General features: G+C 42.2%; 21 protein-coding genes. 3 read left to right on the top strand and 18 right to left on the bottom strand.

Annotated features, from left to right (window positions below; all coding sequences use genetic code 11):
* The first annotated feature begins 278 nt into the window (after window positions 1-278).
* Window positions 279-1487 carry a GNAT family N-acetyltransferase gene (locus AC787_RS21710; RefSeq protein ID WP_054026695.1) on the top strand — a complete coding sequence of 403 codons (1209 nt, stop codon included), beginning with the start codon at window positions 279-281 and terminating at the stop codon, window positions 1485-1487.
* 98 nt (window positions 1488-1585) lie between these two features.
* Here AC787_RS21710 and AC787_RS21705 read toward each other — a convergent pair whose 3' ends face one another.
* From AC787_RS21705 to AC787_RS21645, 13 genes are all read right to left on the bottom strand, one after another.
* Window positions 1586-2503, bottom strand: coding sequence for an N-acetylglucosamine kinase (locus tag AC787_RS21705; protein WP_054026694.1), 918 nt, complete (start codon window positions 2501-2503; stop codon window positions 1586-1588).
* 12 nt (window positions 2504-2515) lie between these two features.
* Window positions 2516-4078, bottom strand: a complete 1563-nt coding sequence (locus AC787_RS21700; RefSeq protein ID WP_063847558.1) for a glycoside hydrolase family 3 protein — start codon at window positions 4076-4078, stop codon at window positions 2516-2518.
* 17 nt (window positions 4079-4095) lie between these two features.
* Window positions 4096-5238 carry an exo-beta-N-acetylmuramidase NamZ domain-containing protein gene (locus AC787_RS21695; protein WP_054026692.1) on the bottom strand — a complete coding sequence of 381 codons (1143 nt, stop codon included), beginning with the start codon at window positions 5236-5238 and terminating at the stop codon, window positions 4096-4098.
* Between the two features lie 25 nt (window positions 5239-5263).
* Window positions 5264-5968 carry a PIG-L deacetylase family protein gene (locus AC787_RS21690; protein ID WP_054026691.1) on the bottom strand — a complete coding sequence of 235 codons (705 nt, stop codon included), beginning with the start codon at window positions 5966-5968 and terminating at the stop codon, window positions 5264-5266.
* Window positions 5969-5970: 2 nt separating this feature from the next.
* Window positions 5971-6942: a GNAT family N-acetyltransferase gene (locus AC787_RS21685; RefSeq protein ID WP_235561033.1), complete on the bottom strand. Its 972-nt coding sequence runs from the start codon at window positions 6940-6942 to the stop codon at window positions 5971-5973.
* Complete coding sequence (locus AC787_RS21680) at window positions 6943-8163, bottom strand: anhydro-N-acetylmuramic acid kinase (protein WP_054026690.1); 1221 nt, start codon at window positions 8161-8163, stop codon at window positions 6943-6945. It lies immediately after the preceding gene.
* Window positions 8163-9023: a carbohydrate ABC transporter permease gene (locus tag AC787_RS21675; protein WP_054026689.1), complete on the bottom strand. Its 861-nt coding sequence runs from the start codon at window positions 9021-9023 to the stop codon at window positions 8163-8165. The genes AC787_RS21680 and AC787_RS21675 overlap by 1 nt, the downstream gene beginning before the upstream one ends.
* Before the next feature lie 17 nt (window positions 9024-9040).
* The gene (locus AC787_RS21670) at window positions 9041-9943 is read right to left on the bottom strand and encodes a carbohydrate ABC transporter permease (protein ID WP_054026688.1); all 903 of its coding nucleotides are present in this window, start codon (window positions 9941-9943) and stop codon (window positions 9041-9043) included.
* Between the two features lie 105 nt (window positions 9944-10048).
* Entirely contained in the window at window positions 10049-11503 is a 1455-nt protein-coding gene (locus AC787_RS21665) for an ABC transporter substrate-binding protein (RefSeq protein WP_054026687.1), read from the bottom strand.
* A gap of 59 nt (window positions 11504-11562) precedes the next feature.
* Entirely contained in the window at window positions 11563-12468 is a 906-nt protein-coding gene (murQ, locus tag AC787_RS21660; RefSeq protein ID WP_054026686.1) for an N-acetylmuramic acid 6-phosphate etherase, read from the bottom strand.
* A 570-nt stretch (window positions 12469-13038) separates the two neighbouring features.
* Window positions 13039-13902, bottom strand: a complete 864-nt coding sequence (locus AC787_RS21655) for a MurR/RpiR family transcriptional regulator (RefSeq protein WP_054026685.1) — start codon at window positions 13900-13902, stop codon at window positions 13039-13041.
* Window positions 13903-14010: 108 nt separating this feature from the next.
* Window positions 14011-15372 carry a (Fe-S)-binding protein gene (locus tag AC787_RS21650; protein ID WP_054026684.1) on the bottom strand — a complete coding sequence of 454 codons (1362 nt, stop codon included), beginning with the start codon at window positions 15370-15372 and terminating at the stop codon, window positions 14011-14013.
* Window positions 15365-16780 carry an FAD-binding oxidoreductase gene (locus tag AC787_RS21645; RefSeq protein WP_054026683.1) on the bottom strand — a complete coding sequence of 472 codons (1416 nt, stop codon included), beginning with the start codon at window positions 16778-16780 and terminating at the stop codon, window positions 15365-15367. The genes AC787_RS21650 and AC787_RS21645 overlap by 8 nt, the downstream gene beginning before the upstream one ends.
* A 116-nt stretch (window positions 16781-16896) precedes the next feature.
* Here AC787_RS21645 and AC787_RS21640 point away from each other — a divergent pair, with 116 nt between their 5' ends.
* Both AC787_RS21640 and AC787_RS21635 read left to right on the top strand, forming a co-directional pair.
* Window positions 16897-17613: a FadR/GntR family transcriptional regulator gene (locus AC787_RS21640; protein ID WP_054026682.1), complete on the top strand. Its 717-nt coding sequence runs from the start codon at window positions 16897-16899 to the stop codon at window positions 17611-17613.
* 177 nt (window positions 17614-17790) lie between these two features.
* Window positions 17791-18768, top strand: coding sequence for a tRNA dihydrouridine synthase (locus AC787_RS21635; protein WP_054026681.1), 978 nt, complete (start codon window positions 17791-17793; stop codon window positions 18766-18768).
* Between the two features lie 232 nt (window positions 18769-19000).
* On the opposite strand, the gene groL is transcribed toward AC787_RS21635, so the two are convergent.
* The 5 genes from groL to AC787_RS21610 all read right to left on the bottom strand — a co-directional run bounded on the left by groL (window position 19001) and on the right by AC787_RS21610 (window position 25490).
* Window positions 19001-20635, bottom strand: coding sequence for a chaperonin GroEL (gene groL / locus AC787_RS21630; RefSeq protein WP_054026680.1), 1635 nt, complete (start codon window positions 20633-20635; stop codon window positions 19001-19003).
* A 78-nt stretch (window positions 20636-20713) separates the two neighbouring features.
* Window positions 20714-20995, bottom strand: a complete 282-nt coding sequence (gene groES, locus AC787_RS21625; protein WP_054026679.1) for a co-chaperone GroES — start codon at window positions 20993-20995, stop codon at window positions 20714-20716.
* A 250-nt stretch (window positions 20996-21245) separates the two neighbouring features.
* Window positions 21246-22469, bottom strand: a complete 1224-nt coding sequence (locus AC787_RS21620; protein ID WP_054026678.1) for a DUF2264 domain-containing protein — start codon at window positions 22467-22469, stop codon at window positions 21246-21248.
* A 16-nt stretch (window positions 22470-22485) separates the two neighbouring features.
* Window positions 22486-23616: a glycoside hydrolase family 88 protein gene (locus AC787_RS21615; RefSeq protein WP_054027192.1), complete on the bottom strand. Its 1131-nt coding sequence runs from the start codon at window positions 23614-23616 to the stop codon at window positions 22486-22488.
* 35 nt (window positions 23617-23651) lie between these two features.
* Window positions 23652-25490 (bottom strand): heparinase II/III family protein, encoded by a 1839-nt coding sequence (locus AC787_RS21610; RefSeq protein ID WP_054026677.1) that lies wholly within the window; start codon window positions 25488-25490, stop codon window positions 23652-23654.
* Window positions 25491-25626 lie beyond the last annotated feature (136 nt).

Here is a 25626-nt window from a genome sequence, read left to right as displayed (position 1 = left end):
TTCCTGTGACCCCGACAACGACACCTTCAAAAATAGTTAATTTCTCCATTACCATCTCTCCCTTCAAGCCAGTCCAGCTAGCTTGCAACTAAATTTCCTAATTATTGTAACATGAATATGAAACGTTGCGAAATAACGAAATGTCCACGCTCCTTTATTGACGAAAATTATTTTCAATATTAATATTTTTATTAAGATAATAATTTCCAATATAATTAGCCCATTTTTTCAGTCTATTTAAATTTACCCTAACATTGCGACGTAGGAGGAAATAAAAGATGACGACAGCACTTGGCAAAAACATCATCGTAACGAACCAGCCAACTAGAGAACAGCTTGAAAAGATTTACGATATTTTAGATGAATGCTTTTCAGTAGGCCGAGATTTTTTCCAAGAAAGATTAGACCTCGACAGCACATATGATCCAGAGACAACATGGTTTGCGATGGTCGACGGTGAGATTGCTGCTAATGTACAAATTTTCCCTCTTAATATTAGAGTCGGTCAAGCGATCTTGAAAACTGGTGCAATGGGCAGCGTCGGTACAGATCCAAATTATCGCGGAATGGGACTTGCGCCCAAAATTCTTCATGCACAAACAGACTACATGAAAGAAACCAATTATGATATAAGTTTACTTCTGGCTAGCAAGCATGCGTTTTATGAAAAGGTTGGCTGGAGACTTATTCCCGAGACTGCTTACGCTATTGAAAAGCAAGCAAGCTTTGAGCAGCAAAGCAGTTACGAAATCATTCCCTTTGAACCTCGTTATCTTGATGATATCCGTTTCATATATGAACAGTTCAATCAGAACCGCACCTATACCGTAGTCCGTAATGAAACATACTGGAATGATCTAATAAGCTGGCCGGAATGGAAAAAAGCAGACTGTCTGCTGCTTCGCAGAAATGAAAAAATTATAGCTTATGGCATTATTGAAAAAAAGGATACTGAACAAGTATTTATTAATGAATTCATGTATTTGAACGAGGCAGTGGACGGCGTTGAACACTTGTTTCATGCCATATGTCAGCTTCGCCCAAATGCAAAGCAAATATTAGCGATGCTGCCAGAGGATCATAAGCTATATTCCTATTATCAACAACATCAAGCACAATCCATTTCAATTAATCAGGCGATGTGGAAAATGATCAACCTAAATTCTACATTCCAAAAGCTTCAGCCTGAATTGGAACATCGTCTTAACGGTAATGACTTGATGGCAGATCAAGAACTGTACATAGCGCTTCAATGCGGAGAGGATCATATATACCTTGACTACAAGCAGAAGCGGCTTTCCATTTCCGATGTTAGTCATGCTGAGTCCTATGTCGAGGTAGAAGTGGATGAACGTAATCTGATGACTTATTTGATGTTCGGCTATAATGCGACAGGCGCAACAAAGGATAGTGTTGAACAGGCTAATATTTTGCAAGCCCTATTCCCGAAACAGCAAGCCGTGTTTTATTTGACCGACAAATTTTAAGCCATTTTCATTTCGACCGATGTTAAAAAAAAGGGTGTGTCGCAAGTCCAAAACTGCTCGGACTTATGACACACCCTTATTTCGCATAACGCCAACTACTAATCGCTATTCATTTTTGATCTTCCTAACAAAACAGCACCATAGGCTGCATCCTTAATCGGCAAGATCAGCTTTGTTTGCGGGTAGCTTTGTGCAAGCTTTCGCTCCAATGCATCTTTTACAAAACGAGATTTTTGCAGCACACTTCCTGCAATGGCAATCTGACTTTTATATAACTTTAGTCGCTCAATAACAGGCACCACAAGCTCAAATAGACTGGCTGCACATTGCTCCGCTAGCTCAAGCGCCTGCGCATCCCCTTTCTCGCATGCTGTCGTCATAATCGGTGCGAGCTGCGCAATATCTTTTTTCGTTGTATTTTTATGATAAACAAAGCCAATAATCTCTTTCACAGTGCTTAGCCCAAGCTGCTCGTATACTAGCGCTGGAATGATCGTATCCGTCATTCTTCCGTCCTCTGCTTGAACTAAAACGGACAAGAGATTACGCCCAATGCAATAGCCGCTTCCCTCGTCATCAATCAGATGGCCAAAGCCTCCTGTGCGATGCTGCTCTCCCTTTTCATTCACCCCAAAGCAAATCGACCCTGTACCGGCAATGAGAATAATGCCTTGCATCGCATTTTGTGCTCCGTATAATGCTGTTTCTTGATCACCGGTAATCGTTAATGGCCCCATGTAACCATTATCTCTCACATGTTTCTCCAAAAAATGGACGACTGACGGATTACTTACTCCTGCCGCTCCTATACAGATATGAGCAACTTCCTCTAAATTGCTGCAGTAGAGCTTTGTCCGATTAAAAATTTCCTCAAAGGAGGCAGCAATAGCATCAGCATCACCACCGTTATAATTAATCGGCCCTACAGTAAAGGTTAATAAAGCATCTTCCTGGTCATGGGTAATTGTGACAGCTGTCTTGGTGCCGCCTCCATCAATTCCAACGATATATGCCATACTCATGTCCCCCTAAAGCTGAATCGTAATGTTGGCAGTTGGTGTAAGCTCACCATTTAGGATTGGAATAAGTGATTTGAATGCATCTAATGTATACTCAAATGCTGCAATTCCGCAGAACTCACCTTTGATTAATGCTAAATCATATGGCTGGCCTAATGTAATTGCCGTTACTTTACAGTCTGCTGCTAACAGCTTCTGTACAAGCGTAAGTTGACCTTTGTTTTCACGCGCATTGAACAAGCCGATTACAACATGCTTGTAGCCTTCAGCCTTTTGCAGCGCATATTTAATTTGCTCCTCGCTCGGATCAATGTTGATAATCTCATACGCTGCATGAAAATGCTCACCCATATATTGCGGGAAGCTAAGATCTTGATTCACGCTGCTGGATGCAAGATCGGTGCGATAGGAATAGGAGCCCATAAATAATACCTGCTCATCACCTGTTTGAATGGGCTCAATCTCACCGTTAATGCGGCAGATCGTTTCCGTACGTATCAGATCATTCGCACGGCGATGTACATCGCAGCCAACAATCTCGTAATCTAGCTCCTCAATAGCCGCATATTGGGTTTTATAAGCTAAAATTTTTGTAACAGCTGCATCAATAACCGCTTCATCCAAATCACCAATTGCTACAGCTTCTTCTATTAAATGAATCGCTTCTTTAACCGTTTTTGGCGTATGACTAATGAATACCAAATCAATACCTGCTTTAACGGCCCCTAACGCTCCTTTTGCAGTACCATAATAGCGTTTAATCGCATCCATTTCCAAACAATCCGACACAACTAAACCTTTATATCCTAGTTTCTCTTTTAATATCTCTGTAATAATCGTATAAGACATCGTTCCCGGCACGCCGGACTTTTCGATTTGCGGGAATAAAATATGTGCACTCATAATGGCTTGAGCGCCTTGCACAATTGCAGCCTTAAACGGCAGCAGTTCAAGCTGCTCTAATTCCTCAACCGTTTTTTCAATCGTAGGCAAGCCAATATGTGAATCGACATTTGTATCACCATGACCTGGAAAATGCTTAAGCGAGGACATTACGCCTCCATCCTGCAATCCCTTCATCATTTGAATCCCATACTGTGATACCTTCTGGGCAGAATCCCCATAAGAGCGAACGTTGATAACGGGGTTCAAGGCATTATTGTTAACGTCCATCACTGGCGCAAGATTGAAATTAATACCTAATGCTTTCAACTCTCTGGCAGTCATTCTACCTGCTGCATACGCATTTTCAGGTCGGCCTGAAGAAGCAATTGCCATTGCCCCAGCAACATTTGTTGCGCCCTTGGGCATTCGAGTAACTCGACCGCCCTCTTGGTCAATCGTAATAAAGCCTGGGATGCCTGTATGTGTCGTGAACCATTGCTGCAACTCCGTTACAAGCCCACCTAATTGATATTTATTTGCGATATTATGTGAAAATAAAATAATATTTCCGACTTTATACTGCTCGATTACTTCCTTCAGCTCAGGAGATATCTCCGTTGACGGGAAACCTGTTACGAACATTTGCCCGATCTTTTCGCGCAAGCTCATTTGTTCTATTGTTTTCATCAATTGCTCACCATCCACTAACGATATAAATGATATTGCTGTTTCATTTCTGCAAATTGCTTGCTTTCCTCTGCAAACTGTTCAAGCAGCTGCTTTGCTCGAATATTTTCCGTACGATACATGCTGTCTCCGCCCAGCAAATCGATAAATGGGCGTGAGCCCTCCTTCACAGGAGGCAGGAATGAAAATTGCTCATACAAATCTCTTATCGTGAATAATAAGGTTACGCCAACTTCTAACGGCTTCATCACTTGGATGTCTGTAATATATATTTGTACTCCGCCACATAGCTCTCCAGTATGCTTAGATGACGTCGGCTTGAAATGAACAGGACGGAAATGTACACCTGGAATTCGTTTGGCGTTCATCTCATCTGCCAATTGCTGCGCTTGAATGAAGGGAGCGCCAATCATTTCAAATGGGAACGTTGTACCGCGTCCTTCGGAGCAGTTTGTACCCTCAAATAAGCATGTGCCTGTATATAATAACGCTGTTTCATATCGAGGTATCCCAAGTGATGGATGAACCCAAGTTAATTTTGTATCCGGGGAGGACATTCTCCGTTCCCAGCCTTCCAAACGAACGACATGAAGCGATGTTCTCCAATTCATTTGATCATTTGCCATCACCGCTACTTCCCCTGCAGTTAGGCCGTATCGAACAGCTAGCTCGTAATTTCCAACAAATGATTTGAAGTTGGGCTTTAAAATATTCCCTTCCACGTTTACCCCATTAAGCGGATTAACACGATCAAGAACAACAAATTCTACGCCTGCCTTAGCACAATCTTCGAGTGCATACAGCATCGTATATATAAATGTGTAATACCGTACACCAACATCTTGAATATCGTACACAACAATATCTACTTCATCCAGCATTTCCTTTGTTAAACGCTTGGAGTCTTTACGGTATAAACTATAGACCGGAACATTCGTCAAAGGATCCACATACGTCTCTACTAATGCCCCTGCATCCAAATCTCCATGAACACCATGCTCAGGTGAAAACATCGCAGTAAGATTAAAGTTTTCATGTAAAATGGCAATCGTTGATTCAAAATCTTTTGTAAGCCCTGTCGGTGCTGTAATTAATCCTACGCGCTTACCTTCAAACCATTGACGATACTTCGTAATCGAATCGATCCCATTTAACACCATTTAAAGTTGCCTCCTTACGGATCTATTACCAAAGACTAGATTGTCTAAGTTTCATCGTTTCAGCAGGCACCATAAAGGCTTCTGCATATGTTTTTCTTGCTTCACAGCCGCGAACAACTGCTAATGCTTTATAGTAATCCATATATTTGAAAGATTTACTATTCGTCACAAACCAATGTTTGCTTAAAGCATCAATCCATAGATCATATGCCGCTTGATCGAAATCCACGTATAGATAAGGGACATAATCAACAGCATCTTCCCAGTTTTCGGAATAATATAGTCTTGCTGCAAAGTGAGCAGGAAGATCACGTTCAAAGGATGACAAGCTTGCGAAGAAACGAGCATCATTAACGATATGATGCGTTAGCGCATGATCCTTATGCATACTGTTTTTCCAATGTGTCATAATAATGTTTGGCTTTACAAGGCGAATAACATCACAAACCTCCATACGAACTTGTTGATTGTCAGGCAACTCTCCGTCACAATAATCAAATACAATGGCTTCACCGCCAAGCATATCAGCAAATACTTCCGCCTCTTTCACTTTTTGCTGACGGTACTCCTTCATATCCTGTCCTGCTGGCACACCTCTTTCACCTGCAGTTAATGCAAGTGTCACAATGCGGTCTCCCTTTAAACTATGACTAGCTAGTACACCACCGGATGCTAGTTCCACATCACCAACATGTGCTCCAATGGCTAATACTGTTAATTTTTCGCTCATCTTTATAGTTCCCTCCGCAGTATAGAAAATTGTTTTTCAATATTAAATCCTGCTTTTTGATAGATTCGAAGAGCCGGATTATTACTGCCAGTGAATAAAGAGATATATTGACAGCCCACATTTTGAAAAGCCTCGACCATTCGGAAAAATAATACACTGCCGAGACCATGACCCTCATGCTCTGGGTGAACACCGATACCGCAAAAAAATGCTCGACCATTAGGTTGTGAAATAATAGGACCTGCAAAACCAACAACCTCGTTGCCATGCACAGCTACTACAAGAGGTGCGCCATCCTTCACATACGATACAACATCCTTTTTCCACTGCGGATTTTGCAGGGCAGCAAGCGTTGCTTCAAGCCCATTATGCAAAGCAGGGGCATAAGGAGTAACATAATAGCCTTTACTATTTGCTTTATCTTCTTTGCTTGAAATATCTTCAGGAACACTAAAGTTTCCGAGTCTTAAGTACATGCCGCATTGCGTCGCCCGATCCACGTACCCTCTAGCGATTAAAGCGTCGTATAATGGCTGGTCCTTACTGATGCCTGGGGCATTATTGTGCTCATGCTGGGGCGCGCTTGGAATATTCCATTTCAGCTTAATGGGGTTAAAAAACAATACATCCGCCTGTCTTTTCCCATGTACTTGGAATCTCTTTTCTATACCTATTAGAAAAGCATCGTAATGTTCTTGAAAAGCGACTTCGGCATCAATAATAACACTCGTAATATAGCCAGCCACATCTCCAAGCGGGAGATCATCACCACTGCAACCAGCTGCAAAACCAACAATACCTTTTTCATTACAGCCTACCCATATACACTCAGCATCGAAATAAGGATGATCAATGAATGTATCTTGAAACTCTCGCTCTGTAAATGATTTGTAATCATATTTTGTAGCCTCTCGATTCCAAAGCTCTACAACTTCAGAAAGATCTTCAATTGAAAAGGGTCTGATTTGCATCATTCAAACCTCCTGTGAACGTCCAAGATAAGGCCAAGAAATTTTGCCCATTACTACTGGCTGAGAAGCTCCAGTTACTAGTGGAATATTGTTTGGTAGGCGCTTCATCGTATAATACGCTAGCACAGCAAAAGCAATAGCTTCCTTAGCATCACTATTGCCACCGATATCCTCCTGCGTCAGCACCTGCACCTTATAGGGTGCAAATAATTGCTGCAAATCACGCAATAACGTTTTGTTATAACTGCCACCGCCACCAATTAACAATTGCTGAGCTTGATGCTGTGGCGCAATATACCGTTCATAGCTATCGACGATGCTCCATGCGGTTAAATGTGTAGCTGTTGCAATCACATCTTCAGCTTTCCAGTTATTAGCCTCCATCCATTCAATAATTTGTGCAACGTATTGTTGACCAAATCGTTCTCTGCCTGTCGATTTGGGTAAAGGCATCGTATAATATTCATCTTGCTGCATCCATTTCAAAAGCTCATCAATCACTTGACCGCCCGCAGCAATTCCACCGCCAACATCCATTGTCATTGGCGCAAATAATTGCGATACAAGCCCATCGATAATCATATTTCCAGGACCAGTATCAAAAGCAAATACCTGTTCCGGCGAGGCATTTGCAGGAAGAACAGTCACATTTCCTATTCCTCCAATGTTTTGCAGAAGAAGTGTTTTCTCTGGATTGTTAAACAATAAATATTCAGTAAATGGTACTAACGGCGCTCCTTGTCCACCCATTGCCATGTCAGCGACTCGAAAGTCTGATACGCAAGGAATTGCTGTGCGATTCGCGATAACTGCACCATCGCCAATTTGAACCGTACAATGCAGGTTATAACCGTCCATAACCTTTTCTTCCGGTGCATGATAGATCGTTTGACCATGTGATCCTACTGCAAATATTTGTGATGGCTCTAGCCCGCATTTCCCTATAACGGACAATGTGGCTTGGGCGTATAATTCACCAAGCCACATATTCATTGCGCCAACTTTATCAATCGTAGCGTTAGCCCGATCAAAAAGCTCAAATATTGAGTTTCTAACTTGCACCTTCAAAGGAGTGTTCTCAAAAGCCAGTAATTCAATCTCTACTCCTTGCTCTTTATCCGGCATGGGAGAAAGTTTAATTACCGCTGCATCAATACCATCTACTGATGTACCAGACATCAAGCCAACTAAGTATGTTGCTTCAACTTTTGATTGTTTGTCCATTAGCCTTTCACCGCTCCAACCGTTACCCCTTCAAGGAAGTATTTTTGTAAACTGAAGAACAAAATAAACATTGGAACTGCTGAAATTGTTGCACCAGCCATCATTGGTGCAAAGTAAGTTGTATTCGCAAAGCGGAAGTTTTTCAAGCCGACCTGAATCGTTTGCATATCCATCGTATTCGTTACTAGGAACGGCCAGAAGAAGTCATTCCATGCTGCCATGAACGTTAGGATAGCCAGTACTGCCATAACTGTTTTTGATAGAGGCATAATGATATGCCAGAAGATTTTAGGTTGAGAACAACCTTCGATTTTAGCAGCTTCAATAATTTCAACTGGAATGGAAGACATGAACTGCTTAACCAAGAAAATGTTATACACCGTTACTATGCTTGGCATAATCAACGCTGTATACGTATTTTGTAATTCAAAAATATTCACAATCAATATATATAGTGGAACCTGTGTTACTTGGCCAGGAATCATCATAGAGCCTAGCAAAATAGCGAACAAAATGTTTTTCCCTTTAAATCTCATTTTCGCAAAAGAATATCCTGCAAGTGTAGCAAAAAATACGTTAGATACCGTGATACTAGCTGCCACAATAAATGAGTTCAGTAACCAATCCCATGAATGTGGGCTGAAGTTAAAGAAGAATTTATAGGATTCAAATGAAATCTTCGACGGGATGATAGAATAGCTCATTGCACCAGCTTCTACCGGATCACCGAACGAGGAAATGATCATAAAGTAAATCGGGAAAATGGTAGCTGCGGCAAATAGGATAAGGAACGTAATAATTAGACCATTACGGACGAACAGATACCCTTTGCTTCTTATGTTATTGTTGAACAAACCCATAGTATCCTGCCCCTTTCCTAGTATTCTATTTCTTTACCCAAAAACTTAAATTGAAGGTATGAAATAAATGCGATAATCGCTGCTAGAAGTAATGATTGTGCTGCTGCCTCACCAAACTCAAAATATGTGAACGCATTGTTAAAAATCAACAAACCTACCATTGTTGTTGCATGGTCTGGTCCACCGCCTGTCATAAGATAAGCGTTTTGGAATACTTGGAAGGAACCAATGACACCTGTAACAAGTAGGAATAGCGTTGTTGGCTTAAGGAAAGGAACGACGATAAACCAAAGCTTTTGCAAGAAAGTCGCGCCGTCAATATCAGCTGCTTCATAATAGCTGTTATCAATACCGAGCAATGCAGCTAGATAGATAATAATGGCTGTACCATGACTTGATAGCCATGACATTAATACAAGTGAAAACATGGCAGTTGCACTGGAACCAAGCCAGTTTTGATTAGTAATCCCAAAAAATGACACAACCTGATTGGCAATACCTGATTTTAACGGATCAAAGATCCACAGCCATACAACGGCAAGCGCTACACCTGATGCTACAGCTGGCAAGTAATATACTGCTTTAAAGATCGTTTGTGTTCTTTTCTTGAAAGGTATAATCAAAATTGCAATTAAGAATGATAGAAAAATATTAAATGGAACAGTTAATAACGTATATACTAATGTGTTTTTCAATGCTTTCCAGAAAAGTTCATCTGAAAATGAGTTAACGAAGTTTTCCAGGCCAACATAAGTGGACCCTAATGGACGATATTCTTGTAAGCTGATCATAAAAGCATTGATTACTGGATATGCGGTAAATAAAGAAAACGCAATAAGTGCTACTGCGATAAACGCGTATCCCCAACCTAAGTCACTTTCGAGTTTCAATTTTTTTCTTTTAGTCAACGTTTGATTCATTGGGTCGCACCTCTCTTCTTAAAAAAGTAAAAGCTCTAGTCTAATTTAGAAGGAAAGCTGTACGTACTAGCTACGTACAGCTTTCACATGCTAGGTTATGACAGACTAGTCAACTACAATACCATCTTCACCGAAGGATTTAATTGCTGCTGCTTTAACTGCATCATACATTTTTTGTGGACTAATCTCATTTGCAAGCAATGCTTGTAGTTTAGGAACGATTACTTCCGTTTCAATTTTAAGCGCTTCAGCAGCTAGATCAGTTGGGATATCTGTACGAGCTGGAACCGCTTTAGACATCATGATTTGATCTGCTTTAACGTTCTCTTCATTACGAGGATATTGTTCAAGCACTGCAGCATTACGTGCAGATTCTGTAATTGGTGATAAGAACAGCTCATTACTGTAATTAGCCGCAATGGATCCAGAAGATAGGAAATTAATAGCTAAACCAATATTTTTAATATGCTCTTCAGAAGGATCTTTTTTGCCACGAAGCGCAATGTAACCATCAACAACAGCTGTAGGAATGTAATCAGCGCCGTTAAATGTAGGTGTAGGAAGCGCAATGTATTCCGCTTCGATTGAATCCGCTACTGCAGAACCATCATTTGCTTTAATTTTTTCATTGTTTAGACGAGCAGAGTTTTCAAAGCTCGCTAGACCTTTACCAGTGATCATGGTTTGACCAGTTAAGAACATGTTCCAACGTTTACCTGCATCGATAGAGCTTAGTTCTTTAGGCATTGAGCCATCATCGATCATTTGACGGATAGCTTCAAGCAGACCTAAGAAGTTTTTGCTTGTGTAAGAGAACTTAAGGTTTTTATCAAAGTAATCTGGCAAACCAGCAGATTTAGCCATAATACCAAGATAGTCCTTAGATGTAACACCAGATGTTGCGAAAACGAAACCATACTGAGTTGTTTCACCTTTATCGTTTTTAACAACACCTTTACTAATTGCATCGCGGAATTGGTCATATGTCCAACCGTTTTGCTGAACATTTTTCCAGTCGATACCAGCTTTTTCTAAGAACTGTTTGTTACCACCGATAGAATGAATGGCCAAGTAAGCTGGCAAACCATATTGAGAATTGCCCAATTGGAAGTATTTCATTGCAACTTCATCATAATCTGCTTTAACTTCATCTGAAAGTGCAGCATTAAGGTCAATTAGAACGTTTAGTGCTGCATATTTAGAGATTCCTGTAGAACCAACCCAAGCGATATCTGGAGGAGAACCCGCATTTACTTGAGTATCAAGTTTTTGTGTCATATCTTCCCAACTCGCTGGTTCGATTTTCAAAGTTAGGTGTGGATACAATGCATTAAATTCTTTTTCCATATCCGTAAAACGCGCTTGGTAGTTAGCCGATACTGGAGGTAATAATGCAGTAATCGTATCTTTTTTTAGCTCAGAACCACTGTTGCTGCTGCCTTTGTTTCCGGAATTTGTAGCGTCTGGAGCGTTATTTCCGTTTCCTGCACAAGCGGATAATAGTGATAACATCATGATAACTGACAAAAAGAGAGTTAATACACTTGATCTTTTTTTCATCGATAACAGCCTCCTCAATTTTTAAAAGCATCAATCCCGTTATTCCATTTCTTTTCCACCTAAGCCAATGATGAGATTGCTTGTTTCAACCGTCCTCCATTTGCGTTAAGTGCTTGTTCTGCTTCCTTTGCATCCAACCCCGTTTTAATCATCATTATTGCTAGCTTACAATTCATAGATGCTTTTTCAAGTGTTTCTGCGGCGGTTGATGTGTCTACACCAGTCGTATTCATAATAATACGGACTGAGCGATCTACCAGCTTAAAATTACTTGCCTTTAGATCAACCATTAAGTTGTTATACGTTTTCCCTAACTTGACCATTGTGCATGTTGTCAGCATATTAAGCACCAGCTTTTGAGCAGTTCCTGCCTTTAATCGAGTCGAGCCGCTAATGACCTCCGGCCCTACAACAGGTGAAATACAAACATCTACAATGGGTTCAAACTTTGAGCCTTTGTTGTTACAAACACCGATAGTGGCTGCTCCAAGCTCCTTCGCTTTCGTTAAAGCTGCAATAACATAGTTTGCACTGCCGCTTGCCGAAATCCCAATAAGCACATCTTTGTTTGTTACACCAATGCTTTCGATTAATGCGATCCCTTCATCAACATCGTCTTCACAGCCTTCAACCGCACGACGCAAAGCAATATCACCACCAGCGATATAGCCCTGTACTAAGGAAGGATCTGTACCAAAGGTAGGAGGACATTCTGAAGCATCCAAAACACCTAATCTTCCTGATGTGCCAGCTCCTATATAAAACATTCTTCCACCATTAGACAACCTATGATGTAGAACATCTACCGCCTTTGCAATCTGCGGAATTTCCGCAGCTATAGCTGCAGAGACCAGAGCATCTTGTTGATTCATTAACTGGACCATTTGTTCCGTCGTACATTCATCAATCATTAATGTGTCTGGATTCACAGCCTCTGTTGTTAATCCCGAAAGGTAGTCATTCATAGTCATCCTCCGTCTTGTTAGCAAAATTTCACATATAATTTACGAGATGAGTGAAGTTAGTTAACATGAATTATTTTTTTATATTAATACACCACCCTCAATCCGTCAATAGATTTTGAAATATTATTTCATTACGAAATAATATTCTGTTTTTTTATTTCAAACTCTATACATTCTTTATATCACATTTACAAACCGCTTACAAGGTACTTTTTTAATTTTTATTAAACGCTTACAGTACTACCGTTACAGCATTCCTTAAAAAAGAAGTCGACGTCTTATATGCTGATTCCCGATCCAAATGAAGCATGAAATTTCACAATCACTGATCAACCAGTAGACGTTTTGCCTACAATTTTCATTCATTTTCTACATTAAAATAGTGTACTAAGCTTTCAATTGTCGAATTAAACTAATCATTATAGGGGTTTGATTAAACGCATTCATTATGTAGATAATCTAACATTTAATGAGTGAGCATTATGTTAGGTATTGAAAAAGTACATTAAATACACAAAGAAAGCATTGATCAATGATCAATGCTTTCTTCCAAATTCATTCCAGCAGAACCTAATATCTAAGTTTTTTCTTCAATATATTATGTGTTTTTGTTAAGTAGGTTTTTACTTCCTCATATTCTGCACTTGCGACACCAGCAAATAAGATGTCGATGATCGTAAGCATAGCAATACGCGAGCCCATAGCACCGCTGCGAATTGTTATTTCAGGTGTAGATATACTAAGAACAATATCCGCTCGCACTGCAAGCTCACTTTTATTGTACTTCGTAATCGCAATACATTTCGCTTTGTTCTTTTGAGCAATGATCAGTGCATCAATAATATCACTAGTTGCTCCAGAGTTAGAAATGAAAATGGCAACATCATCTTTCTCAAGTAACGTTGCTGCTGTGAGCTGACTATGACCATCCGTATAGGCATGGCACATCTTATTAATTCGTGAGAACTTCTGTTCCCCGTCCATACAAACTATTCCTGAGGCACCTATTCCAAAGAAAACAATTCGCTTACTATGACATAGTAATTCTACAGCTCTTGCAATTTCTTTTCGGTCAATGACACTAAGCGTGTCCTCAATGGACTTGCAATTATTCAATGAAATATTTGAAATAATTGTCGAGAGATCATCGCCCGGCTGAATATCTGTATATTGAGCCTTTGGATCCTCATCACGAGAACCCAAAGAAGCTGAGATACTCACAATAAAATTGCGGTACCCGCTGTAACCCATCGTCTTACAGAAACGAAGGACAGATGCATCACTTGTTTTACTCGATTGAGCCAATTCCTTAATCGATAAATGAGGGATTTCTTCTTTATTTTCTAAAATGTAATCTCCAACCAATCGTTCAACTGGAGTAAAACTTTCTCTCATTTCACGAATCTTAATTAATATGTTGTCATTTAAACTCATAATCTACCTACTCAAGATTTAATTAACACCTTAAATATTATCATAAACAATTTAGACAACCTAATTCAATAGCAAAATACATTTTGGCAAACTTAAAATTAATATTTATTACTCTGATAAAATCATCCGATCATGCAAAAAATCAACGATGTGCATCGCCTTCATCGTCTGATCAGGCTTATACTTTTCAATTCCAAGCTTCATTTGAAGCAGACAGCCTGGATTACTCGTTAGCATATAGCTTGCTTGTGTGTTGTTCGCATGCTCCATTTTGTGCTCAAGGATGGAACCTGCCATCTCAGGCTGTACGACATTGTATATGCCAGCAGAGCCGCAGCAGCGATCAGATTGGGCCATTTCAACATATTCAGCGTTAACTATTTCCTTCATTAATTTACGTGGAGCGCTCGAGCCTTTCATCACATTGCGCAGATGACAAGAATCCTGATACGTCACTTTCATTTTCTCGCCATGTGGAGAACTTTCTTTTTGTGCAAATTTCGGTACACGTCCCTTTTCTACAATCAATGTGCTGATATCGATTACTCTTGAAGCAAACCATTTTGCTGACTCACTGTACTTTTTATTATCCTGCATAAGATGGTCATATTCAACGAGCAGCGCACCACAACCGCCTGCATTTGATACAATGTATTCGACATCGAGCTGTTTGAATATATCGATATTCACAGCTGCCAGTTCTCTAGCGTCGTTCATTTCTCCACTATGAGCATGCAGCGCACCACAGCATACCTGACTTTCAGGAATGTATACGTCAAAGCCCGCAGCAGAAAGCAGCTCAACTGTATTCACATTCGTATCTGCGAACATAACATCCATGATACAACCGCGGAACATCGCAACTTTGGCGATTGCTTCACCCTTTGCTGGATAATAAGTACCGAGACGCTCAACTACACCCTTAGAACTGGCGGATGGCAAAATAGCTTCCATCTCAGATAATTGCTTAGGAAACAGCTTCATTACACCTGTTGATTGCACTACTTTTTGCAAGCCGGATTTTTGATAGACCGCAAGCGAACCTCCAAGCAGCTTCAAGCTGCCACGCTTCGGAAATAAATTTTTGAATACCGTCTTACGAATAACTTTAATAGGCAATGAATGAGTTGCGTGCTCCTCGATCGCTTCTTTCGTCTGTTCAATTAATTGACCATACTTCACATCTGCCGGACAAGCTGGTTCACAAGCACGACAGCCTAAGCACAAGTTCATTTGATCTTGGAACTGCTGATCTGGAACCATTAGTCCATCTACAGCTGCCTTCATCATCGCAATGCGTCCACGAGGAGAAGCAGGTTCCATACCTGTTTCATGGAATGTCGGACAAGCAGGCAAGCAGAAGCCGCATCGCATACAATTTGTTAACTGATCATAGTCAAGCTTCTCTAATAAAGTTCGAGCTAGAGGATTAGCATGCTCGATTACCGGTTTTCCTATAGCACTAGCCATGCTGCACCACCACCCTCTTCTTCGTTTCCTTAGCAAAAATCTTACTTGGATTCAAAATATTCAATGGATCGAAAGCGCCTTTGATTCCTTTCATAACTTCAATACCCGCTTCTCCAACCTTCCATTCCAAATAAGGAGCTTTCACAACACCGACCCCATGCTCGCCAGTAATCGTGCCTCCGAGTTCGATTGCAGCTTCAAAAATTTCTGCAAATGCCTCCTCCACACGATGTACTTCTTCGTGGTCACGCGCGTCAGTCGTTGCAGTTGGATGCAGATTTCCATCACCGGCATGCCCAAAGGTCGCTATATTCACATTGTATTTTTGGGCGATTGCATTTGTACGCAATATCATTTCCGCAATTTTAGAGCGAGGTACAGTAGCATCCTCAAGTATCGTCGTCGGGCGAAGGCGAGCGAGTGCGGTAAATGCGCTGCGTCTAGCTGTCAGCAGCTTTTCTGCTTCTTCACGATCCGCTGCAACATCAATTCGATCCGCCTGCTCTTCCTTGCAAATAAGCTGTATTTTTTCAATATCACGTTCAACCATTTCTGGTTCACCATCCTGCTCAATAATGAGGATCGCGGCCATATCTAGTGGCAAGCCGATTTTCGCGAAATCATCAACAACCCGAATGGTTGGATTATCCAATATTTCTAATGTTGCTGGAATCATTTGATTTTTAATAATTTTAGATACCGTACGTGCTGCACCATAAATATCCTTATACATCGCAACCATCGTTTTCTTTGTTTTTGGCTGTGGAATAAGCTTAAGAATCGCCTCTGTAATGACGGCAAGTGTTCCTTCTGAGCCTACTAATAATTTCGTCAAATCATACCCAGCGACATCTTTAGTCAATTTTCCACCAGTACGGATGATTGAGCCATTTGCCAGCACAGCAGTTAAGCCAAGTACATAATCTTTTGTAGTTCCGTACTTTAAGCCTCTTAGACCACCTGAGCATTCAGCGATATTGCCGCCTATTGTAGAAATTTTCATACTGCTTGGATCTGGTGGATAGAATAGTCCTAGCCCTTCAACATGGGTAATAAATTGACCAGTAATTACACCAGGCTGGACAATAGCCGTTAAGTTTTCCATATCCACTTCAATTATTTTATTCATGCGATGCATAACCATCACAATCCCGCCTTGCAATGGTACTGTACCACCGCAAAGATTCGAACCCGAGCCTCTTGTTACAATCGGAATAAGATTGCTGTTAGCTATTTTCATAATTTCTGAAACTTGCTCTGTTGATTCTGGATAAATAACTGCATCAGGCAAAGCCTGTAACATCGGCGTTCCATCATAGGAATGTGTGATTAATGCCTCCTGATCTGTCCGAAAAAATTTTTCTCCTACAATCTCTCGTAATTGTCTAACTACAGCTTCATTCAACATGAACGATTCCTCCTTAGTGAAATTGAGCAGGTCATCTGATGACTTTATGTTGATTATAGTGTAATAAAGTTGTACAGTATTGTCTAGAGTTGTATTTTCGGGAGGTTAAAAGCTTTATGCAACCGATAAAGGTAGAAACTGAAAAAGGACATGAGCTTGTACGAAGAGCCATTCTTTCACAAATTGAGGAAGGTCTCTTACAACCTGGTCAAAAACTACCGTCCGTAGTTGATTTGAGTACCGCCTTTGGAGTAGGTCGCTCCACCATTCGTGAAGCATTGAGCGCATTAAAGGCTACAGGCTGGATAGATGTAAAGCATGGCGGAGGTACCTTTATCAATAAAGTATTGCCTACCTCGCAAAGTAACTCACGTGATCCATTCGAGGAATCGGAAAATGTAAAAGAGATACTGGAAGTTCGTATTTGGCTTGAAAGCGGCAGTGCTGCATTCGCTGCCGAGCGTCGAAATGATAAGGATCTCGAGAAGTTAAAGCAAATTATTAAACAAATGGAGCAAGCATTGGAAATGAATAATACGCAAATGAGTGAACATGCGGATATCGAATTTCATCTAGCTATAGCAGCTGCCTCACATAATAAACTGCTTAATACTTTAATGAGTTCACTTACTAGTAAGCTAACCGAAACTATGGGGAAAACTCGTCAGCTGTGGTTTTTCGAAGACAAGTCCTCTTCCACACTTCTCTTAAAAGAGCATCAATCCATATATGATGCAATATTAGCTCAAAACAGCGAGCTTGCCAGCCAGTTAATTCAAGCTCATTTACATAAAGTCGAGAATGTACTGAAACGTGGAGCTATTCAAGATTAATTCTGTTCAATGTAGAGTCAAAGATAGAACGACAGTTCTATCTTTGGCTTTATTTTTGTCAATGAATACACAATTGATTCTGTGCATCAAACGAAAAAAAATGATACTATGTATGTTGGGTAAAGGACTTCGCTATAGCTTATCTCGTTTTTATATGTTGCAACAGGAGGAAGTAATATGAGTAACGAACAAAATTTTTGGCTTGATTTACCAAAGCCGTTTTTTATATTAGCACCAATGGAAGATGTCACAGATGTTGTATTTCGTCACGTCGTTAGTACAGCTGCAAAACCCGACGTATTTTTCACAGAATTCACAAGTACAGATAGTTATTGTAACCCTGCAGGAAGAGCCAGTACTCGTGGTCGGTTAACGTTCACAGAAGATGAGCAACCGATCGTCGCTCATATTTGGGGCAATAAGCCTGCATTTTTTGAACAGATGAGTATTGATATGAAAAAACTAGGCTTTCGTGGTATCGATTTAAACATGGGATGCCCAGTCCAAAACGTCGCATCCAATGGAAAGGGTTCTGGATTAATACAACACCCTGAAGTTGCAGCACAAATTATTCAAGCAGCAAAAGCAGGTGGTTTGCCGGTTAGTGTTAAAACAAGATTAGGTTACCATGATATTGACGAGTGGCGCGATTGGTTAGGGCATATATTGAAACAAGATATTGCGAATCTTTCCATTCACCTTCGTACAAAAAAAGAGATGAGTAAAGTAGAGGCACACTGGGAACTAATCCCTGAAATAAAAAAATTACGCGATGAAATTGCTCCAAATACGTTGTTAACTATTAATGGAGATATTCCTGACCGCGCAACAGGATTAAAATTAGTAGAACAATACGGCGTTGATGGTGTGATGATTGGCCGCGGCATTTTCACCAATCCATTTGCTTTTGAAAAAGAACCTAAAGAACATAGCGCGAAGGATTTTCTCAATTTACTACTTTTACAGTTGGATCTTCACGATAAATATTCAAAAGAAAACGAACCACGTCCATTTAAACCACTTCTTCGCTTTTTCAAAATCTATGTTCGTGGGTTTAGAGGCGCAGGCGAACTAAGAAACCAATTAATGGATACCACGTCAACAGATGAAGTCCGTCGTTTAGTAAAACCTTTTTTAGACCAAGAATTAGAATGAGGTATACCCACCTGTGCATGATTAAAAAGACTTGCTATTAAAGCAAGTCTTTTTAATGAATTATCGTTTTATTCTAAATAGAACCCCAGTTCCGATAACTTGATTATAAAAACAATGAGAGACCTCCCAAAAGTTCAATGAACTCTTGAAAGGTCTCTTATTTTTGTACCATGTGGTCAAACGGTGTTTCCTCTCAAGGAAACCCTTGATGCATAAGGGTTTATCCCCCTTATTACATCATGCCGCCCATTCCACCCATGCCGCCCATATCAGGCATGCCAGCGCCAGCACCCTTAGGTTCTGGTTTGTCAGCAACAACTGCTTCAGTAGTCAAGAACATAGCTGCAACAGAAGCTGCGTTTTGAAGAGCAGAACGTGTTACTTTAGCAGGATCTACGATACCCGCTTCGAACATGTTTACCCATTCACCAGTAGCAGCGTTGTAGCCGATACCGATTTTTTCGTGTTTCAGACGCTCAACGATAACCGAACCTTCTTGACCAGCGTTCGCAGCGATTGTGCGAAGCGGCTCTTCAAGGGAACGAAGAACGATGTTAACGCCTGTTTGCTCGTCGCCGATAGCTTTAACAGCTGCAACTGCATTGTATACGTTAATTAGAGCTGTACCACCACCAGATACGATACCTTCTTCAACCGCTGCACGAGTGGAGTTGAGGGCATCTTCGATGCGTAGTTTACGCTCTTTCAATTCTGTTTCTGTAGCTGCGCCAACTTTGATAACTGCAACGCCGCCAGACAATTTTGCAAGACGCTCTTGAAGCTTCTCACGGTCAAAGTCGGAAGTTGTTTCTTCCAGTTGAGCGCGGATTTGGTTCACGCGAGCAACGATGTCAGCGGAGTTGCCGCTGCCGTCAACGATGATTGTAGTTTCTTTAGTAATGCGGATCTGACGAGCAGAACCTAGTGATTCAACGCCAGTCGATTTGAGCTCAAGGCCTAGTTCTTCTGTAATCACTTGGCCGCCTGTTAGAGCAGCGATATCTTGAAGCATAGCTTTACGACGGTCACCGAAACCTGGAGCTTTAACAGCTACACAAGTAAATGTTCCACGAAGTTTGTTCACTACTAGAGTAGCTTGAGCTTCGCCTTCTACGTCTTCAGCAATGATTAGCAATTGCTTGCCGGATTGAACGACTTTCTCAAGAACCGGAAGGATCTCTTGAATGCTCGTAATTTTTTTGTCAGTGATAAGGATGTAAGGGTTGTCTAGGACAGCTTCCATCTTATCAGTGTCAGTAATCATGTATGGAGATACATAACCACGGTCAAATTGCATACCTTCAACTACTTCAAGCTCTGTAACAAAGCCTTTCGACTCTTCTACAGTGATAACGCCGTCGTTGCCGACTTTTTCCATAGCTTCAGCAATAAGTTGGCCCACTTCTTCGTCAGCAGATGAAATCGAAGCAACTTGTGCGATCGATTGTTTGCCTTCGATTGGTTTCGAGATAGCTTTAAGCTCTTCAACAGCAGCTTTAACAGCTTTCTCGATACCTTTGCGGATAACCATTGGGTTAGCGCCAGCTGTAACGTTTTTCAAGCCTTCGCGAATCATCGCTTGAGCTAGAACAGTAGCCGTAGTTGTACCGTCACCTGCAACGTCATTTGTTTTTGTTGCTACTTCTTTAACGAGTTGAGCGCCCATGTTTTCAAAAGCATCCTCAAGCTCGATTTCTTTTGCAATGGATACACCATCATTCGTGATAAGCGGGCTTCCGAATTTTTTCTCAAGTACCACGTTGCGGCCTTTTGGACCTAGTGTTACTTTAACCGCGTTTGCAAGTGCATCAACACCGCGCAGCATTGCGCGACGAGCGTCTTCGCTAAATTTAATTTCCTTAGCCATTAACAGAAACCTCCCAAAATAGTTTAAGTAGAACTGCTTACATTATGTTTTGCCTTCTATGTGACCCTAAGCGGGTTGTTATTCAAAAATCGCGTGAATTTCGCTTTCTTTCATAATCAAATACTCTTTGCCTTCGTATTTGATTTCAGTGCCGGCGTATTTGGAGAAAAGAACGCGGTCGCCTTCTTTAACTTCAAGAGCAATACGAACGCCATCTTTCAGCGTGCCGCTGCCAACTGCAATCACTTTGCCTTCTTGCGGCTTTTCTTTCGCCGAATCCGGCAATACGATACCGCTAGCGGTTGTTTCTTCCTTCGCGATTGCTTCGATCAATACGCGTTCACCCAAAGGTCTGATCATTGAAAATAGCCTCCTTCAAAATTTGTCGCTGCTTATATTCTCGTTAGCACTCGTAACCTTCAAGTGCTAACAACTATTTTTATCATACTCATTTTCGTTATTAATTTCAAGTGCTTGGTTTCATTTTTCCGTTTATTTACACTAGGTATGAGGAACTAAATCCTTTTTGTAAGGATTGGCCTGTCCATATTGAATTGCTCAAGCTATTATTATGTGCCAACAGCATCAAGAGAATACGATAGAACATAGGTTACTTCAAAGCCGTATCGATGCCAAAAGCCTGTCCTGACCACGCCTTCTTAGAAGTCCAAGCCTCGTCCGCTCCGCACCAGAATGAATGGTCGCTCGGCAAGCCAAGAGGCAAGAACACTGCAGCGCATAAATAGAGGCTTCCCGTTGAAATGTACCGCTCGCCAATATCTCGCTGATTTCCACAGAGGCCGATCGTAAGCCATCCATCCGATGTGAAATTGCCAGGCATGTCAAGCGTTCTCCGGATCGCTGCAGTTAGCGCACAGCGTACCTGAGGTGCTGTGACGGACTTTGGCAAATCATTATTTAAAGCATGTTGAGCTAAGCTTTGAAAAGCTCCGAATCGATAGGCAAGTGATCGTCCAATTGGCGGGTACGTTCCATCCGTTCCAATTAGCCGCTCAAGCACTTCTGCATAACGCCGTGACCGGCTCGCAACAGCAGCTCGCATCGCTGCCCATTCCTCGTGCTCATCACCTGCTGCGGCAAGCACATCGACTAGCATAGGCTGGATAACAAAGCTATTGTAATAATCCCAGTGGAACTCAGGACCATCACTATAGGCGCCGTCTCCCAAATACCATTGCTCATGCTGCTTCAAGGCGTAATCGATCCGCATCGGATCCCAGTCACTCTCACCTAGCCTAAGCAGTGCCGCCTCGATCGTTGCTGCAAACAGCAGCCAATTCGAGAAAACTGGCTTCCTCGACCTTGTTTGCTTCAGTGCCGTAATTACGTTTGATTTCACACGCTGCTCCAGCTTTTCTCCAAGCTCTACCGGAGCCCGCAAAATCGCAAGCGCCAAAAAAGCAGCGTCGACAATTGGCTGGTATCCATCGCTGAAGTTCATATAGTCTGGCGATGCTGGATCGGTGCCCGCATCCATTGCTTCTCGAGCGAGCGCGGCATAACGAACTCGCAGCTCCTCCTCGTTCCCATGAATATGCTGATTCTCAAGCCATGGAGCCATGCCGGATAAGAGACGCCCCAGCGCTTCTAAATGCGTGTATTTAGCTCGATCCGCTTTAAGTTCAGCGGCAGCCGCGGCTTTCTCATTATCAGTCTCGCCAACAGTTATTGCGATTTCTATCGGCATCCGCTCTTTAAGACGACGCTCCGCAAGCGCGTTAAGTACAGGTTCGCCAATAGCAAGCATCTGCTCTAGCCAATATTTTCGTTCAGGAAGAATCTCGTTTAACTGTGACCCACTATCCATATGCATGCCTGTTACCTCTCCCCTACCAAAAAGTCGAAGAATCCCCTCTTAACCTTGCTAAACCTTCTACGAAGAAATAATCACCATAAATAAGCGGCACGTCAATATTTCTCCGCTCTGGGTAATGGCTTGTCCCATGCAAAATCAAGCCTTCTTCTGCTTCATCATCCCAAGCGCCGTAATTCTCGTACAGAGAGCGCAATATTCTCTCTCCAGCAGCTTGATAAAGCTCCGATTCTTCCGCAGGAACTGACCTTGCGATTTCGAGCAGGCCGCAGGCTGCACAAGCGCCCGCTGAGGTGTCCCGATATCGTTCAACGCCTGATGGCAGACGGAAGTCCCAATGCGGCACCGAATCCTCAGGCAAGTTCGCAAGGAAGAAATGGGCAACCCGCTTCGCTGCCTCTAAATACCGAGTCTCGCCCGTATACCGATAACTAAGCGCCATTCCGTAAATCGCCCACGATGCTCCGCGCGACCACGCTGAATTTGGTGCAAAACCTTGACCTCCGTTAACACTTACAAATTCACCCGAATGCGGATCAAAGACTACAATATGATTAACCGAGCCATCTGTCCGGATAAAATGCTCCAGCACCGTATCCGCATGCTCCATCGCCAAATGCTTAAATCTTGGATCGCCTGTTGTCTCACTCGCCCAGTAGAGCAAAGGCAAGTTCATCATACAGTCAATAATCGCCCATCCCTCATTGCGATCACCCTCGCCCCAAGGATTCCAAGCTCTAATATAATTTCCTTTTACATTAAATCTTCCGCTGAGTACGCTAGCAGCTAACAGCGCTCGTCTGCGAGATTGCTCTTCGCCAAGCAGCCTATAGCGGGCTACACTCGTTAGCGACCACATGAAACCGATATCGTGATCCAAACGGTCATAACCGAACAGTACTTCATCCAATTGCTGCTCGCACGCTTCGGCAATACTTTTGTATCGGTCATCCTTTGACTCTGAATCGCGGTACAACAACCATAATAAGCCCGGCCAAAAACCAGCTGTCCACCATTGAGGAGCCTCAAGTACATACGTTCCATCGACGCTGGCATGTGGAAATCTTGCACCAATACGATTGCTCGTTCTCGTTACCTTCTCATGCACATTTTCCCAAGCTTCATTAACCCAATTGACCTGTTCCATATCCACACTCGCTCCCCCCACATCGATTTCGTTAGTTATGAGTCAAATTGAAAAATAAAGTTTGCAATCAACGGCACTCCAACTGCTGCTGCATTCAATTGAAAATCGAGCGTGTACCAGAATCGTTCGCTGCCATAATGGTCGATATCACTTCGCGAGGTCACCACTGGGCTCCATACTTGATGATCGTAGTTAATCGTTAATTGGCGTTGTCCTAATAATATAATTCGACCTTCATCCACAAGCTCAGGCGCAAGAATCGTAATGAACCGCTCAATAACAAGCCGCTCAGCAGCAGCCTCTTCTCCATTTGGTGCCAACCAAATCGTATCGGTCAGCGTTAAGCGCGGCAGCTCTTCTTTTTCCCAAAGGAATCGGCGCTCCAATCTCTCCAGCTTGGAAAGCCCATACACTGAGCTTATTTCCAAAGCAAGCTTATCCGTACTCGCGTTTGTTGACGCTTCCATAACCGTTGCTCGAAACGCAACCCCATTTTGCTGATGAGAGCCGTCTATAATAGGAACTGAATGTCCCTGTGAGCCATTGCACCAAATCGAATAACGTTCCGGGCCAAAATATTTCGCCGTATATTTACCGCTGCCCAAATCTGCTAAATAAGCTTGTCCATCCGCATGTACGATGAAATGGCCAACATCATTGTGGTTGTGAGGCTCCTCATTATGACCGCCCTTTGCCGCAAAGCTGTAGTTGCCGCCATTATCACTTGCATGCCTGGACAGGAGCCACTGCACATCCGATAAATAATACGACTTGGCAGGCCAGACTGTTTTATTTCCAGTCGTCTCCATCCATTCTTCCTTCACCCACATCAAATTACGAATGGCCGGCGCCCAGCGTCCGCAGTGATCTGCAGAATAATCTGCTCTAAGGCTCGCATCAGGCACAATAACTTCGTCATACTCATGATGCAGGCAGCAGCTAAGGCCCATAAAAATACCGCTTTCAGGACGCGAATCAGAAAAATTAACGACCGTGCTGCTTCCTGTAAAACATTTCTGCTGAAAGAGTGCGATCTCCTTCACCTTGTTTGACGCAAATAAGTTGATTTCCCCATTAGTCGCCGCTTTTAACATTTGAGCAAAATAAACATAATAGCCGAAACCATATTGCCAGTATAAATAACCTTCCGCGCATGCGCCGTCTTCACCGAATCCAGTCAAATAACAATCGAGTGAATGGAGCACACGTTCCAGTACTTCTGACAGCCGCTGTGAATCCGCAATGAGATGCAGTGCCGCTGCACCAACAGATCCCGCACATACGGCCGCCCAATTGTGATCAGCTGTCTCCCACCCGAATGGGCCTTGCTCCAAAAAAGGATGGAAAATTCGCAATTCCACCTCGTTATCTATGCGCTTGCGTAGCAAATCAGGCAATCGGTCACCTAATAATAATTTGATCTCACTAAGTGCAAAACCTGTCTCTGCTGAAAATAAATCGATGTCCAACCTATCTGACCCTTCATTGAAGTGAGCAGGCAGACACCATGTAAACTCGTTGCAGATCGACCAGATCATGTTAAGAGCCGCGACTTCATACTGTACATTTTCCGGCTCCTGCAGTGCCATGATGACATACGAATTCAGTCTTTTTCGCCTTTCAAAATATACTCGCTCATAGGCTAAGCGCTCTCCTGAATCTCCATAAATACGAAAGAGAGAGTAAGTGAGCTCGGGATCAGAGGTGAGCATGAAGCGATCGGCTTCCGCCTTAATTTCTTCGAGGAGCAGTTTATTAATCGAGTCTCCCCACAGTTGCGAACTCTGCTTAGCCGTATCGCTGCCTGACCCAAGAAGCGTCAGCCCTTTTTTCCTATGTTGTTCCAAAACTTCCTTTATCCGTTCACGTTTCATTTGTATAACCTCGCTCCTATTCTGCCTGCACAGCTGCTGGCTTTATACTAAACGGGCATTATGATTGAAACTCAAACCTTCATATTCGTTACCCCTAAATTGTACCAGTAGATGATAAATAGCAGAAGGCTATATA

Source organism: Bacillus sp. FJAT-28004, from assembly GCF_001280845.1.
In the GTDB taxonomy this organism is placed as follows: Bacteria; Bacillota; Bacilli; order Paenibacillales; family Paenibacillaceae; genus Pristimantibacillus.
The sequence above is the reverse complement of the archived record's forward strand: the minus strand, read 5'-3'. Positions and strand labels throughout refer to the sequence as shown.